This window comes from Alcanivorax jadensis T9, from assembly GCF_000756655.1.
Lineage (GTDB): Bacteria > Pseudomonadota > Gammaproteobacteria > Pseudomonadales > Alcanivoracaceae > Alcanivorax > Alcanivorax jadensis.
Window position 1 is genome coordinate 39,953 of the sequence record NZ_ARXU01000002.1, and the last position, 15,189, is coordinate 55,141.

Here is a 15,189-nt window from a genome sequence, read left to right on the forward strand (position 1 = left end):
GGCTCCTACCGCGGCTTCGTAGAAATACCGAGGTCCGAGGAACTTTCCATCCTTTCCCTATCCAACCAGCGTAGCTCGTAGCTAATACCACAACGTAAACAGCAGTCGGGTTACCGTGGCATCAAAGCTGTACAGCGGTTCGGTGCCCGGGGTGGAAGCGACGCGAATGTCGCGGAAATTCTCGTAGTCAAAGCTGAAGCGATCCACCCACAGATTCAGCCCCGCCCGGTCGAAGGTGTCCCAGTTTGATTTGCTGAATTCGAAGCCAATCCCCACCCCCACCACGGTAGAGCTGAATTCGCTGAGTTCCTTGTCTCTGGCAAGAAAATTCTGGGCATTCTGGAATGGAAATAGATCCGCATAAAAATCCGCCTGGCCTTGCTGGTAGGCCCGGTAACGCCCTTCCAGAGTCCACTTTCCTCCCAGCGGCTGTATCAGCTTCAATTGCCAGCTATTGGCATCAATACCCCAGGAATCGTTATACAGCCGGTACTCGCCATGCAGGCCGGCCCGCCAGGGCAAGTAGTAGGACAGCCGTAACGAGGTAGCTTCACTGGTACGGGTTTCTGGATAGCGCTCCGGCTCAAAGCTGTAATTGCCACCACCCGTCAAATAACGCACGGAGCGGTAGGGATTGTTCAGGTAGCCTTCATCGGTGATCAGCTCATGGCCCAGGCTAGCCCTCAGATTGCGGGTCAGAATCTGCGATATATTGATCCGAAAATGCTGCCGATCGGCTTCTTCAGCGAAGGTATTATCATCACTTCGAAACACTTCATCCCAGCCTTTCGAATAGCCAAAGCTCAGGGTTGTCAGATCGCCAAAGAAATCCTGGCTCATGTCAAAGTGTACCGAGTTCGCCTCGAAATCATTTTCTTCGCTGTTGGCGTAACTTAACGAATAGATGGCCTTGCCATGCAGGTAATCCACGCCAACACTTTTCTCGGTGCGCTCTTCTGAGTAAGGACTGGCACTGACCAGCACATCAATGGAAGCAGCGGAGACTTCATCCACATAATAATTGGCATGCACCGCTACCTTGTCGGCCACCGACTTTCTTACCAGCACCGACGGGCCATTGATTTTCATACCGCCCCCCTCGTACTGGTGGTACAGCACATCAAGCCGATCCTCCGGCAATACCGAGGCTTGCAACAACGCGCTTGAACAGATCAGCACTCCCACCAGCAACGTACGCATCAGTTGCATCCGCAGCCTCCACCGGCACTGCCTTCCGCCCCACGCATGCTTTCCCGCGCCTGATGCACATGGCCCATGTAGCTTTCCGCCACCGGATGGGCAGACACGTTCATCACCGGGTCCGCCAGGCGGGCACGCTCGTAGGGCTTTAGCCAGGGTTTTACGGCACAGCCGCTGGCGGTGAACGCCAGCAATAGCACAAGACCGGAGAGACGCATCATTCCCACTCCATTCATTCCAGCACCAGCGCCTTCACCTGGTCTTCGTATTTATCCATATAGCCGTCCTTGTAACCACGATGGTGATGACGGACCACACCATTACGGTCAATCAGTACGGTGGTGGGCATGGCATCCACGCCATAGGTTTCACTGGTACTGTTCTGCGGATCAAACAACACCGGGAAGGTCACCGGAATCTTGTCCAAAAGACGATCCGCCTGGTCACGATTCTCATCCAGGTTAACGCCCAGCACGGTGAAGCCGTAGTCGCGATACTCCTGATAAAGATCGTCCAGCAACGGCATTTCGGTACGGCAGGGTCCGCACCAGGAGGCCCAGAAATTCAGCAGAATCACGGTTCCCCGCTGCTCGCTTAGCTTCAGGTTGCTGCCATCCAGGGTCTTGAGCGTAAAGTCCGGTGCTGGCGCACCTTCCTCTGCGGCAAGCGCATTGCTGGAAAAAATCAGCGCCAACGCGCCTATCACTAGCATCAGTGTCTTTTTCATTATTGCTCCCCCCATTTCTTATTTTCAGAAAAACAGACTGACACCCGCGGTCAGCTCCAGATTGTGCGTGGTCTTATCCTCGCCAAGCACATCCAGATTAAAGATATGGTCTTTCATATCCACCCGCACGGCGATCAAATCATTGACCAGCAGGCGGTAACCCACACCGACCCCCAGGGTGAAATGCTCTTCGCCGGCGAAATCGGTAATCCCGGCTCCACCAAGCAGATAAAGGGCGTTATTGAACGTTCGTCCGCCAGACAGAAAGGCCTCGCCGGGTAGCAGGTTGTACCCCACCGACGCCTGGTAATAAGTGAACTCACGCTCATCATCATTCAGCAGACGCACCCCCGCATTAAGGGTTTCGAAACTGGTTTCTCCAGCCTCGGCGCGGCCCAGCACTGCCTCGAAGAACACATCCTCGGACAAGTGATAGTCCAGCCGCACGCCCACCACTGGCTGAGCACCAAAATCTTCAATCGAGAGAATGCCTGCGTACACACCCGCCTCGAAGTTTTCGCTATCGATATCCGCTTCCTTGATACGACGCCGCTCGATTTGCGGATCCAGTACCGATTCCGGGTCTGCGTCGCGCACAGCGGATGTATCGTCTGCCGTTTCAGCTATTGCTCCTGCCGGGAGTAATAGAGGCAGGATCAGAAAAGCAGGGAGAAACCGAGTTTCCATTCTTCCAGATTCCGGTTGTCGTTTTCTTCGGTGAACAGCACATAACTTCGGTATTCACCCCGTAATACAAAACCGCGAGCCAGGTAGGCCTTCAGCCCGGCGCCGGCAAAAGCCAGCGTTTCGTCACGATTTTCCGGGCGCACCAATGTCGCCCGGGGTTCAATACTGGCGCGGCCGGTTCCCAGCATCGTATAGGGAGAGATTCTCCAGCGCGGAAACAGCTGATGCTGAAGGTTGAAATCAATCAGCTTGGTATTGGAAAAATTCCCACTGGCCTGGGTAAACATCGCCTCGGCAGTGAGGTTTTCTGTGAACCGGTAGCCAAGCCCCACCGCCAGCGAGGTGACACCTTCAAGTTCTCCCGCCAGCACCGATGCCTGCCAGTGCCCACCAGTAAAATCCTCGTGACCCAGATTCTGCAGTTCCGGTGTCTCACCGCTGCCGTCCAGGGTAGACAGTAACGCCTTGCGAGGCACCCAGCCGATGCGGCCACGGGCGGTTTCAACCTTGATCCAGCCGGCGCGCTGGAACAGCAGGGTCAGCGGCGCATGGCGCTCTACCACATGGAAAACCGGGTAACCGCGACCGGGCCCGGTATGGATATCCACATAGGGCTCCGCAACCTTGACTTGCAAGGGAGGTGACGGTTCGGATGAAACCGCTTTTACCGGTAACAGCACCAGCATGGATAACAACACAACTACAAGGCGCAACGGGTGCGTCTCCCCTTTCAATCGGACATCAAATAAGCCCGGCATGTCGATTCCGGGCTTGTTTTCATGGCAAGAATTTTACGCCATTCGCCTTGCGAACAAGGCTCCAACGGCACCAGTCAGGTTATCCAGACTTGGCGCTTTATCAGTTTTCGGGCACCCGGAACGGGTCGTTATAGAGCTGCGCCCCAAGATCGGCCCATTCCGCCAGCAACCGCAATTCTTCCACCTTCAGCCAGTCGTCATGGGCACCGCCCTGTACAAAGATATCAAAGAATGCGTCGGAATTGCGCGCCTGGCCAGCCCGAATGAGTGCCGAGACCGGCACGGTTTCCGTCACCGGAACAGGATTACCCATGTTATCCAGAATCAGCTCCCCGTCTTCATCAGTTTGGTAAACCACATTGCCTTCACCGTCAGTGACGATCTCCAGCCGGTCGACCAAGGCGCCGTCTTCCAGCACCAGCTCGTTGTCATTGAACAGCAGTTCCCGGTAGCTGGTGGGCTGTAACGGCTGATCTGCAGACGCCTCACCAGTGAGCTCCAGCTGCGCCGGCGGCACCTGCAACGCATTCATGGCATCCCGGCGATTATGGCAAGAAGAACAGGTAACATCCTGCAGGCTGCCACCCACGTCCGCCTGGCGTGGCAGATCCCAAAGCGGCTGAATGTGGTCCTGATAATGAATCACCGTGCGGCATTCCGCCTGCCATTGCTGCTGACAGGGCACCGGGGCAGGCGCCAGTGTCTGCAGGTCCGCATAGGCCAGCAACAGGTCTTCAGCCGGAGCCGGATCGCTCCAGGCATCAAAGCCGCGCATATCAATGGCCGGGATTTCCCGTTCCGGATAGAGCCGGGTGAGCGCCTGAGCCATGGTTTCGCCGGCATCGGCAAACCCGACCACATCGGTGCGGGTATTTGGGAAGGGCTGCCCGGTCAGGGGAGCACCCGCATTGATCGAAGGTGCCATGCCATCAGTACGGCCATGGGGCAACGGCGAATTGTTGGCGTGGCAGCCCTGGCATTGCAGGGTTTCGCCCGGGCGCAGATTGATCCATGCACCATGACGGCTGTACACCGCCTTGCCCGTGGCATCGACCAATTGCAGGCCCAGCGGCGCGTCAGCGGGTACCCGCGCTCGCACCGAGCCGTCCGGCTCTACCGGCACATAGCCGACAATTTCGCGCATGCCGAAATTAGCCGCCCGCCCGAACTGGGCTCCGGCGATATCCCGGACATCCTCGTCGGGGATCAACACGCCCTTGGTAATCCGCAGAAAACGCACCTGCCGCTCTTCCGGGGCCACCAGGGAAGGATCCCGGAACTGCTCGAGCGTGGAAATACCGGGAAGCCGAGGGTTATTGAAACTGACAAACCGGCTATCCATGTCGTAGACACTGCGAATATCCAGTCGCGCCAGGTTGTCTTCAGCGAGGGCATCGTCCCGCTCATTGGCCACGGCCTGCGTTGGCAGGGTTCGCGACGTTGCCACAGCCAGTTCTGTGACCCAGAGATTCGCCTGCGGGGTGACCACTGGCCGCTGAGTTCCCTCGGCCGGGTCCAGAATCCATAGACCGAAGGCAGGCGGTGCTTCCGGCAGTCCCTGATTTAGATACTCGGCGGTACAGGGCCGCAGGGTTTGCCCCTCCCGCAAGCGACAGGGAGACCAGGCGATCAAAAAACGACCGGAGCCATCATCCATGCTCACCAAATCCGCCAGTCGCCCTTCCACCGCCACGGCATCACCCAAAGAGCTGGCCGGGCCCGGCAACGCCTGCTCTGCCTGACTACCAACCCGACCAAACAGCGGGCCCTCACGATTCACGAAGTTGCCAATATCGATGGCCAGCGGCTGCATCTGCCCGGCTCCGGCCTCGCGCAAACGTGCAGCGGTGAGCAGACGACCATCGCCCATGAGCGAGAGGGGCAGGAATTCCCGAGTGCGATTATTACCGGCGTCATGGCTATCGGCACCGTATAGGGGGGTAAGCCCGGTTCCGTCCGGGTTAACCCGGTACAGATCAAAGCGGTTTTCATTATCCTTGTTATCCCAGCGCAGGAAGATCACCCGCCCATCGCGGCCCACCAGGGGCGCCACATCATGGCTCATATTGAATGTGATCTGCTCAATCTCCACGCCGTCCGCACTCATCACGTGCAGGGCGAAGGCATAAGTATCACGGCCTTCTTCCAGCGGGGTGAACTGGGGCTTGCCCTCATCCAGCAACCTGGCCCGGGCCTGGCGCTGGCGGGTTGAGGCAAACACGATACGGCCATCGGGCAAATAGGCCGGATAGCGATCCTGGCCTTCTTCTGCGCGCAGGTCGCTGCTGATCAGCCGTCGCGCGACGCCCGTTTGAAAATCATATTCCCACAGGTTCCAGGTAGGCTGCTCATCCTCATCTGCATCGACAATTTCCGGCGCCCGAGCGGAAAATAGCAGACGACTGCCGTCGTAGCTCATGGTGAGATCACGGACGTCGTGGCCGGAACCGAAGATCGTCGTGGAGACATCACGAGTAACAGCACGGGAGGAAGCGCTATCACGCACCATCAGCCTGGCCCCGGCCTGGAACGCTGCCGGTTCTTCCAGGGACTCAACCACAATCTCACCGTCGTCATCCCTGGGCAGCGAACGCTGCACATACGCCACCGGGATATCGGTTACCGTGGGGTCCTTCTGCTGATCCCCCCCGTCCATGCCTCCGCAGCCGCTTATCCCCACAAGCAGACCCAGCAGGACAGGTACCCTCATTATTTTCACCGTTCGTCCGTTTTTTTCTGGTTTGTGTCAGTATCGCGAATCTGTTGTTGATTTTCTGGGCCCCAATTCACAGAGCCTGATGCAGAATGTCATGGACAATGATTGCGGGAAACGGGAAATCTGTTAAACGGTCGATCTGTACTGCCAATCAATGACAGACGGACGACAGCGTATCAAAGAAAAAGGATACAGCCATGAAAGGCTATCGGGGGATATTTCTGGTGACGCTGGCTCTCAGCTTGCCTGTGACAGGCATGGCCAACAGTCGCGACCAGGCACAACGCATTCACAATCGTCTGGCGGGTGTACCGGCGGATGCTGCCACGCTCACTACCATGGCCAACCTGATCCAGGGCAACCCTACCAGCGGCCCCCGTGACGCGGCGGAACTGGCCATGGACCACCCGGCGTTCTATAACGTCACTGTCAAGCAGTTCGCCACACCGTGGACCAATGAGGCCCAGGATGTGTTCGCGCCATTGAATGACTATACCGCCACGGTAATCGGTGCCATTCGCGATGATCTGGACTTTCGGCGAATCCTCTACGATGACCTGCTTTACGTGGGCAACGTCACCCCAGCGGCGTCTGCGGACAGCAATGCCCATTACCGCAACCTGGAGATTCAGCACGCCAATCTGGCCGATGTGCTTTCCGCCAGCAGCCAGGCCAGCCAGTACGGCACGCCGTCACAGGCCGTTGCCGGGGTGCTGACCACCCGTGCCGCTGCCAACGCCTTTTTCTATGCCGGCACCAACCGGGCCATGCTGCGCTTCACCCTGATGAACCATCTCTGTCGTGACCTGGAACAGGTGCAGGACACCACTCGCCCCTCCGACCGCATCCGTCAGGATGTCAGCCGCAGCCCCGGCGGCGACAGCCGTATTTTCCGCAACAACTGCATCAGCTGTCACAGCGGCATGGACCCGCTGGCCCAGGGCTTTGCCTACTACGACTGGGAAGGCCCGCAGGAAGGCGATGGTGGCCGCATGGTCTACAACACCAGCGCCGATCCGGATACCGGCACCCGGGTGCAGGGCAAATATCTGATCAACAGCAACAACTTCCCCTGGGGGTACATCACCCCGGACGACAACTGGGACAACTACTGGCGAAAAGGCCCCAATGCCAACCTGGGCTGGGACCCGAATCTGAACGGCAGTGGCAGCGGCGCCGCCAGCCTGGGCCGGGAACTGGCCCACAGCGATGTTTTCGCCACTTGCCAGGCGGAGAAGGTTTTTCAGGCGGTGTGCCTGCGCAAACCCGCAGACAGTGCCGACACCTCTCAGCTTGAGAACATGACGAGCCAGTTCAAAAACGATAACTACCGCATGAAGACGCTGTTTGCCGATGCGGCCACCTACTGCATGGGGGACTGAGGCGATGCGATACTTACCACTTGCCAGCGCTCTCCTGGCCGCGTTGATCAGCGGCTGTGGCGGCAGCAGCAGCGGCTCCGACACCACCCCGAACGTTAACAATGGGGGCGGCAACAACAACGTCAACTACGACGGCCCTGCACCACGCAATGCTGACGTCTCCGCTTTCAAGATCTATATCTGGAACAATATGGTCAGCGAGCAGCGCTGCGGCGCCTGTCACCGCGATCAGCAGCCTGCCTTCCTGCAGACCGGCGATATCAACCAGGCCTATGCAGCAGCCAACCCGCTGATCAACCTTAACCAGCCAGCGTCCTCGCAGATGGTGCAGAAAGTCGCCGGTGGGCATAACTGCTGGGAATCTGATTCGCAATTCTGCGCCGATCAGATCAGTACCTGGATCAGCGCCTGGGCTGGCGAAAGTCTGGGGCTGGGGGGCGGCACCACGGAACTGGAAGAACCGCCGATCAAGGACCCGGGCAACAGCAAGAATTTCCCCCAGGACCCGAGCCTGTTCCAGACCCATGTCTATCCGTTGCTGGACGACCATTGCAGCGACTGTCACCAGAGTGATGCCAACACCCCCCAGGGCCCCTATCTGGCTGCAGATGATGTGAACGAGGCATACACGGCCGTGCGCAGCAAGATCGACCTGAACAGCCCGGAATTGAGCCGTCTGGTAGAGCGTCTCGGTGAAGACAGCCACAACTGCTGGAGCGATAACTGCGACAGTGATGCCCTGGCCATGGAAAATGCCATTCGCGCCATGGCGAACGCCATTGTCCCTACCGCCCCCGATAACGATCTGGTGCTGAGCAAATCACTCAATGTGGACGATGGCACCCTGGCCGCCGGCGGCGGCCGTTACGAGAGCAACATCATCGCCCGCTATGAATTCAAGACCGGGGAAGGCCTCACCGCCTTCGACAGCTCCGGAGTAGACCCGTCCATCCACCTGCAATTCAATGGCGACGTCACCTGGGAAGGCGGCTGGGGCATTCGTCTCAACAACGGCAAAGCCCAGGGCAGCACCGCCACCAGCAAGAAGCTCAGTGACATGATCCGCACCACCGGCGAACTGACCCTGGAAGCCTGGCTGGTGCCCGCCAGCACCGGCCAGGATGATGCCCATATCATCAGTTACTCCGCCGGCCCGGATGCCCGCAACCTGACACTGGCGCAAAGCGGCAGCAATTATCAGCTGTTCCAGCGTATCGGCGAAGCCACTGACGGCAACGGCGAACCGGTGCTGGAAACGGCTGACGATCCGCTGCAGGCCAGCCTGCAGCACGTGGCGGTGACCTTCGACCCGGTAAACGGCCGACAGATCTATATCAATGGTGCCCGCAACGGCGCCACCGATCCGGTCATCCCCGCCCTGCTCAACACCTGGGATGACACCTTCGCTTTAGTCCTGGGCAACGAAGCCTCCAGTGACCGCCCCTGGGAAGGGGTAATCCGTTTCGCCGCCATCCATAACCGGGCACTCACTGAAGAACAGATTCGCACCAACTTCGACGCCGGCGTCGGCGAGCGTTATTTCCTGCCCTTCTACATCGGTCATCTGATCGACCAGCCCGGCGCCTATGTGGTGTTCGAAGTGTCCCGCTTCGATAACTTCAGCTACCTGTTCGCCGCGCCCTACTTCATCAACCTGGAGCAGGACATCGTCAGCGAAGAAGTCCCCCTGGCCGGCCTACGTCTGGGCATCAATGGACAGGTACCGGATGTGGCACAAGCCTTCGCCACCCTGGACACAGAGATCGGCGGCGACGGCTACAGCGAACAGGGAGAAACCCTGTCCCGCCTGGGCACCTTGCTGCCGGTGGAGCAGGGCCAGGACAACGATGAATTCTTCCTGACCTTCGAGCGGCTGGGTAGCCATACCCATGTGCACACTGAACCGCAGCCCTTGCCGTTGACCCCTAACGAATACGGCGAACAACCACTGGCAGGGCTACGCAACTTTGCCGAAATCAACGCCACCATGAGTGTGCTTACCGGAGTACCAGAGGGTTATGGAGACGTGCCGGACACCTATCAGCGCCTGCGCACCCAGCTTCCCAGCGAGGAAAACATTGAAGCCTTCCTCACTGCTCATCAGGTCGGCGTGGCGCAGCTGTCGATCGAGTACTGCAACGCCCTGGTGGAAGCCGAGCGCACCAATGATGGCAGCATCACACCCCTGTTCTCAGGGCTGAACTACAACGTTGGTGCCGACACCATTACCCAGCAACAATGGCGGGACTGGGTCATTTCACCATTGTTTGAACGCATGGTCGGCAACGGCCAGGCGGATCAGCCAGCCCGGGCCGATGTGGAGGGGGAACTGGAAAGCCTGCTGTTCAACACCAATCTGACACAGTGCAGCAGTGACTGCGTGGAACGCACCGCCACCGCGGCAAAGGCGGCCTGTGCCGCCATGCTGGGCAGTGCCACCATGCTGATGCAATAAGGGGAAAATCATGAAACGTCACTTTCTAAAAAAACGTACCCAGCCCCTGCATCCGGATGCACCCTTGTTGAATCTGGGCCACGGCAAACCGGTCAGCCGCCGGGACATGCTGGGCCGCGGCTTGCTCACCGGCGCAGCGTTCGGCAGCGTCGGCATGTTCGGCCTGTTCAGTAACCCTCGCGAAGCCATGGCGGCATTGTCCAGTGATCTGGAAGGCATGAAAACCGACTGCGGCATCGCCGCCGCCGGGGCCGGCAAGATCCCCTTCATCTGTTTTGATCTCGCCGGTGGCGCTAACATTGCCGGCTCCAACGTGCTGGTTGGTGGCGAGGGAGGACAACAGGACCTTCTCAGCAGTGCGGGTTATTCCAAGCTTGGGCTACCGGGCAACCTGGCACCCAATAATGACCCGGGCACCATCAATACCGAGCTGGGGCTGGCATTCCATAGTGACTCCCCTTTTCTGCTTGGCATTCTCGACAAGGCACCAAACGCCACCGCCAATGTGAATGGCTGCGTGATCCCGGCACGCTCGGAAAACGATACCGCCAATAATCCCCACAACCCCATGTACGGTATTTTCAATGCCGGTGCGGACGGCGAACTACTGTCGTTGATAGGCTCTCGCAGCTCCATATCCGGTGGCAACTCCATGTCCCCGGATGCGTCCATCATCGCCTCAGCCCGTCCCACCAAGGTAGACCGGCGCTCCGATGTAACCGGCCTGGTAGACACCGGCAAACTGGTCGGACTGCTCGATCAGGCCGATGCCGTGTCGGTAATGGAATCCATCGCCCGCATCAGCCACAAACGCATCGACCGCATCGACAGTGGTCTTACCAATACCAACCGCCGCGACAACCTGCGCAACCTGCTGCGTTGTGGTTATGTGGAAGCGGCAGATATCACCGACCGCTACGGCGACCCTTCCACCCTGGATATCCGCCAGGACATGGACATTCTCGGCATCTTCTCGGACGCCGAGTTGAACGATCGGGAGTTTGAGAAAACGGCCTCGGTGATGAAGCTGGTGGTCAACGGCTACGCCGGTGCCGGTTGTATCAGCATGGGTGGTTTCGACTATCACACCGGCGAACGGGGAACCGGTGAAATCCGCGACCGCCGTGCCGGGCGGTGCATGGGAGCCTGCCTGGAGTACGCTCGCCGCAAGGGAGTGCCACTGATGATTTATGTGTTCAGTGATGGCTCCGTGGCCAGCAACGGGCGCATCGATGACTCTGCCGAAGGACGTGGCAAGGGCGAATGGACTGGCGATAATTCATCGACCGCGGCGTCCTTCTTTCTCGTTTACGACCCCAATGGCCGCCCCACCCTCAATACGGCGGGCAGCACGGCGGAACAACATCAGCAGCTGGGCTGGATGCGCCCGGATGCCTCGGTGGAAACCGCTGGCACCCCGGCCGCCAACAACGTCAACCTGTTAGCGGAAACCGTGTGGCTGAACTACATGGCGCTTCATGGTGAGCAGGGCTTGTTCTCGGAGAAGTTCCCCAATCACAGTCTGGGCAACAGCGACTCCATGGACCGGCTTACCGCCTTCGAGCCCATCGTTAGTGGTACCATTACCTGACGGCAACCGTTGGAGCTTTGCGAGCAAAGCTCCAATATCTACACACTGGTCCCGGATACACCGATGCATCGCCCTCGCCCGCTTCGCTCCCTGCTTGCCAGCCTGCTACTGCTGCTGGCGCTCCCCGTGCACGCCGACTGGCAACAACACGATTGGGATGTGATGGGCACCCGCGCCAGTGTTTCCCTGTGGTCAGAGAGCAATGCCGCTCCCCTTTTCCAGCAACTGGAAGCGGAAATGGAGCGGCTCAACCAGTTACTGTCGCCCTGGGTGGAAGACAGTGAACTGGCTCGGCTTAACCAGCGTGGCCATGAAAAACCGCAAACCATCAGCCCCGAGTTCTATCGGTTACTGGAACGGTCCCTGCATTTCTATCAGCTCACCGACGGCGCCTTCGACATTACCTTTGCCAGTGCCGGCCATCTCTATGACTACCGGGAAGGTAAGGCGCCAAACGCTTCCCAGCTAGCCGATGCGGCCGAGCACATCGGCGCCGACCGCATTGAGTTACTGCCGAATCACCGGGTGCGCTATCGCACACCCGGCACCCGCATCGATCTGGGCGGCATCGCCAAGGGCTATGCCATCGACCGGGGTATCGCGCTGTTGAAAGAGGCGGGTATTAAGCATGCCTGGCTGTCCCTGGGCGGTGACAGTTATGTGCTCGGTGACCACCGGGGTCGCCCCTGGGAAGTGGGCATCCAGCACCCTCGTAACCAGGAGAAGGTGGCCATGCGCCTGCCCATCAGCGACCTGGCCATGTCCACCTCCGGCGATTACCAACGCTACTTCATCCGTGATGGCCGCCGCATCCACCACATCCTGTCACCGCAGACCGGCAAGAGTATCGATGGTCTGGCCAGCGTTACCGTGCTCGCGGACAACAGCCTGGATGCGGATGCTCTCTCCACAAGTGTCTTTGTGCTGGGAGTAGAAAAAGGCCTGGCGCTGATCAACCGGCTAGCGGATACCTCGGCCATCATCATCGACCGCAACGGCAATGTTTTTTATTCCGACGATTTAACGACACCGGAGTAACGGTGGATGACGCCTACGGCTAATCCATCCTACGGGTCTACGGGCGGGTGACCAGCCAGGTGCCGGCGCCGATCATGGTGCCGCCAGCGACGATGCTCAGAGGTTGTTGCAAACCGGGATTGCGATGGCGGGTAATCCGTTGGGCCAGTAATGCGTACACAGCCTTAATCCCGCCCACACTGAAAACCGTAATCAGCAGCACCGCGACAAGATCCATCGCATCCGGCGAGTGCATATCCACAAACAGGGGAAACAGGCTGGCATAGAAAACGATGGCCTTGATGTCGCCCAGGGTCACCGCCAGGCCGGCGAGAAAACTGACGGTCCTGCTACCACCGGCAAACGGTTCGACTTGCAATGCAGCCCCACGATGCCGGATCAGGTTGATGCCGAACCACACCAGCCAGAGCCCGGCGGCAATACGGACCAGGGCAAACAAACCACCCAGTTGCTGGGCCAGCTCGCTCATTCCCCACAGGGCAAGCGCAGCGAACAACAGATCCGCCACCACAATACCCGCGGCCACCCACAGGCCCTGCGACAATCCCAGCCGGGCAGAACGCACCACTACCAGGGCCACACTGGTGCTGGGCAGTGCCGCCAGCACCATCATCACCGGCATCAGTAACAGTAACCCGTATCCATCCATGGCCATGCCCTGCGATAAAACCCGTTGCCTTGCGAACAAGACCCCCACTAAATCGTTGGTCTCGACACAAACAACACCGTTGGCGCCTTGCTGGCAAGGCGAAGAGGCCGATTCCCTCTTACTCTATGGGCGCCTCGGAACCACCAGCCGGCGGCTCACGCCGGGTCCGCAACGCCTTGTTGTACAGATCGGCCAGTCCTTCATGGGCTGCCGCACTGAAACGCTTCAACCGCTTGCGGGTCACTGTGACCTGCTCAAACGCGGACGCCTGCAGGGAATATTGCTGACGCCGCATCAGCCGCTCACCGCGCTTTTGCAAGCTGGCCAGCTCCTGCTCCAGAGCGGGCAGTTCCTGGCGGAAAAAATCCAGCCGCTGGACCCGGTTACTCGCCACCATGACCCGGCTACGCAATTCACGGGTCTGGTCGAGCATGGCGCTGATGTCGTTCAGTTCCTGCTGGCGCTGCCACTGGCGAGGCACGATATCCTGCTGCATTTCCCACAAAAGAACCCCCTTGTAGAAATCCAGCTTGGCGGTCATATCCGGCCGTTTACGCTTGCCCCAACTCCGGGTTTTGCGTTCGGCCTCCTGCTGAGCCTGCCAAAGACGCTGCTCATCGTCAGTGGCAAAAGGCAGCGGCTCCTGATCAGATACAGCAGTCCGGTAATCACCCTGCAGGCGGGTAAGGCGACCCTGAAAATCTTGCTGTGACAATTCCCGCAGCAGGGCCTGAGCCTGGGGCCTGACTTCCTGATGCTTGCGCTCATGGGCGTCGAGCATGGTCTGCATGGAGGGCAAGGTATTCTGCCATTGAGTCAGCAGATTCCGTTGGCGCATCAGCTCATGGTAGTTGTGCCAGCCATGCTGGAACTCCCTGGTGGCAAACCATTCGTAGAAAGTCGGAAAACTCTTCACCCGCTTTGGTAAAAACGGCGGCACCGGGTCCATGGCGGTGGACCAGCGTGGCTCACCGACCATTTCCGTAAACCAGTCACCATTGGCAATCCGCGCCTCCACTTCCAGCAGGTACTCTTCCAGCCCGTCGAAGCGTTCCAGCGCAGTCTGGAAAGCCTGACGAGCAGAACGCTGATCGCCCATCTGTTCGTACAGATAGGGGATCGCCAGCTGCGCTTCCTGCACGGTGGAACGCTGGATCGATTTACGGTCCAGTTTCTGCAGCACCGGCAACGCCCTGGCCGGCTGATTCTCGATCAACAGGGCACGGGCGTAGAGCAGCAGGGAGACATCAGCGAACGGCCCTTCCAGGCGGGCATCGCGCAGCAGCTGCAAAGCACGGTCCTCCTGATCGCTGCGCAGCATGTAAATCGCCAGCGCCAGCATGGCCTTGTCCTTGATCGCGTTTACCTCCTGCGCACCGGGCGGCAGGTTGGCTAGTTCCCACAACCATTCCTGGCCCAGACCAGGGTGCTTGCCGTTGATCCAGCTGATCGCCAGGTTATAGCGCAGGTAGGCATTGAGCGGGTGATTAGCGGCAAAGGCATCCAGGGATTCCGCCGCCTCTTCATAGCGGCCCAGACGCATCAGCACCCGCGCCCGCAGGCTGTGGTAAACCTCTTGCAGGTCCTCAGGCTGCGTACCGGCCTGCTGCTCAAGAGTTTCCAAAGCGCGAGCGTATTTCTGTTGTCGGTAGTAAAGCCCGGCCAGATGAATCCAGGCCCGCTGGGCCACCTCGCCACTGACCTGCTGGTCCAGCAACGCACTGAACACCCGCTCGGCATCCTCCGGCATACCGTAGGCGCTGTACATGGCGCCCAGCAGCACTTCCAGATCTGCCCGGTGCACATCCACCTCGCCGCGCTCAAGGGCCATCTGTGCCCGCGTCAGGGCAGCGAAGTAATCCCCCTGCAGATAGAGATATGCCACCTCCCCATAGGCCAACTCCTGCACCTGATGCGGTTTGTCCAGCCGCCCCCAGGCCAGTGAGCTGATCAGCAACAACACCACGCCAGACCACTTCAGCATGT

At 59.2% G+C, this 15,189-nt stretch carries 12 protein-coding genes; 4 read left to right on the top strand and 8 right to left on the bottom strand.

The features are described from left to right. Window positions 1-81 precede the first annotated feature (81 nt). The 6 genes from T9A_RS02675 to T9A_RS02700 form a co-directional block, all read right to left on the bottom strand. A complete protein-coding gene (locus tag T9A_RS02675; protein ID WP_035244918.1) occupies window positions 82-1,209 on the bottom strand; it encodes a DUF3570 domain-containing protein in 1,128 nt (375 codons plus the stop codon). After that, window positions 1,200-1,421, bottom strand: a complete 222-nt coding sequence (locus T9A_RS02680) for a DUF4266 domain-containing protein (RefSeq protein WP_084573375.1) — start codon at window positions 1,419-1,421, stop codon at window positions 1,200-1,202. Before T9A_RS02680 ends, T9A_RS02675 begins: the two co-directional genes overlap by 10 nt. An 11-nt stretch (window positions 1,422-1,432) precedes the next feature. Continuing rightward, a complete protein-coding gene (locus T9A_RS02685; RefSeq protein WP_035244920.1) occupies window positions 1,433-1,927 on the bottom strand; it encodes a TlpA disulfide reductase family protein in 495 nt (164 codons plus the stop codon). Between the two features lie 24 nt (window positions 1,928-1,951). After that, window positions 1,952-2,524 carry an outer membrane beta-barrel domain-containing protein gene (locus T9A_RS02690; RefSeq protein ID WP_232221976.1) on the bottom strand — a complete coding sequence of 191 codons (573 nt, stop codon included), beginning with the start codon at window positions 2,522-2,524 and terminating at the stop codon, window positions 1,952-1,954. Window positions 2,525-2,583: 59 nt separating this feature from the next. Next, on the bottom strand, window positions 2,584-3,327 hold the full coding sequence (locus T9A_RS02695; RefSeq protein WP_035245487.1) for an outer membrane beta-barrel protein: 744 nt from the start codon (window positions 3,325-3,327) through the stop codon (window positions 2,584-2,586). A gap of 145 nt (window positions 3,328-3,472) precedes the next feature. Next, window positions 3,473-6,082, bottom strand: coding sequence for an HzsA-related protein (locus T9A_RS02700; protein WP_035244922.1), 2,610 nt, complete (start codon window positions 6,080-6,082; stop codon window positions 3,473-3,475). A gap of 203 nt (window positions 6,083-6,285) precedes the next feature. Here T9A_RS02700 and T9A_RS02705 point away from each other — a divergent pair, with 203 nt between their 5' ends. From T9A_RS02705 to T9A_RS02720, 4 genes are all read left to right on the top strand, one after another. After that, complete coding sequence (locus T9A_RS02705) at window positions 6,286-7,470, top strand: DUF1585 domain-containing protein (RefSeq protein ID WP_035244923.1); 1,185 nt, start codon at window positions 6,286-6,288, stop codon at window positions 7,468-7,470. Window positions 7,471-7,474: 4 nt separating this feature from the next. Beyond that, entirely contained in the window at window positions 7,475-9,925 is a 2,451-nt protein-coding gene (locus T9A_RS02710; protein WP_035244924.1) for a LamG domain-containing protein, read from the top strand. A 10-nt stretch (window positions 9,926-9,935) separates the two neighbouring features. After that, window positions 9,936-11,516, top strand: a complete 1,581-nt coding sequence (locus T9A_RS02715) for a hypothetical protein (protein WP_035244925.1) — start codon at window positions 9,936-9,938, stop codon at window positions 11,514-11,516. Window positions 11,517-11,579: 63 nt separating this feature from the next. Next, the gene (locus T9A_RS02720) at window positions 11,580-12,554 is read left to right on the top strand and encodes an FAD:protein FMN transferase (RefSeq protein WP_035244926.1); all 975 of its coding nucleotides are present in this window, start codon (window positions 11,580-11,582) and stop codon (window positions 12,552-12,554) included. A gap of 37 nt (window positions 12,555-12,591) precedes the next feature. Here the strand turns inward: T9A_RS02720 and T9A_RS02725 are convergent, their stop codons facing one another. Together T9A_RS02725 and T9A_RS02730 are read right to left on the bottom strand one after the other, a co-directional pair. Continuing rightward, window positions 12,592-13,203, bottom strand: a complete 612-nt coding sequence (locus tag T9A_RS02725; RefSeq protein ID WP_035245488.1) for a LysE family translocator — start codon at window positions 13,201-13,203, stop codon at window positions 12,592-12,594. A 118-nt stretch (window positions 13,204-13,321) separates the two neighbouring features. Further along, window positions 13,322-15,187 (bottom strand): tetratricopeptide repeat protein, encoded by a 1,866-nt coding sequence (locus T9A_RS02730; protein ID WP_035244927.1) that lies wholly within the window; start codon window positions 15,185-15,187, stop codon window positions 13,322-13,324. Window positions 15,188-15,189: the final 2 nt, after the last annotated feature.

What these genes read in the sequence shown, in the direction of transcription:
- T9A_RS02675 (WP_035244918.1), bottom strand. Translation starts at nt 1,209, where the DNA reads ATGCAACTGATGCGTACGTTGCTGGTGGGAGTGCTGATCTGTTCAAGC.
- T9A_RS02680 (WP_084573375.1), bottom strand. Translation starts at nt 1,421, where the DNA reads ATGATGCGTCTCTCCGGTCTTGTGCTATTGCTGGCGTTCACCGCCAGC.
- T9A_RS02685 (WP_035244920.1), bottom strand. Translation starts at nt 1,927, where the DNA reads ATGAAAAAGACACTGATGCTAGTGATAGGCGCGTTGGCGCTGATTTTT.
- T9A_RS02700 (WP_035244922.1), bottom strand. Translation starts at nt 6,082, where the DNA reads ATGAGGGTACCTGTCCTGCTGGGTCTGCTTGTGGGGATAAGCGGCTGC.
- T9A_RS02705 (WP_035244923.1), top strand. Translation starts at nt 6,286, where the DNA reads ATGAAAGGCTATCGGGGGATATTTCTGGTGACGCTGGCTCTCAGCTTG.
- T9A_RS02710 (WP_035244924.1), top strand. Translation starts at nt 7,475, where the DNA reads ATGCGATACTTACCACTTGCCAGCGCTCTCCTGGCCGCGTTGATCAGC.
- T9A_RS02715 (WP_035244925.1), top strand. Translation starts at nt 9,936, where the DNA reads ATGAAACGTCACTTTCTAAAAAAACGTACCCAGCCCCTGCATCCGGAT.
- T9A_RS02720 (WP_035244926.1), top strand. Translation starts at nt 11,580, where the DNA reads ATGCATCGCCCTCGCCCGCTTCGCTCCCTGCTTGCCAGCCTGCTACTG.
- T9A_RS02725 (WP_035245488.1), bottom strand. Translation starts at nt 13,203, where the DNA reads ATGGATGGATACGGGTTACTGTTACTGATGCCGGTGATGATGGTGCTG.
- T9A_RS02730 (WP_035244927.1), bottom strand. Translation starts at nt 15,187, where the DNA reads ATGCTGAAGTGGTCTGGCGTGGTGTTGTTGCTGATCAGCTCACTGGCC.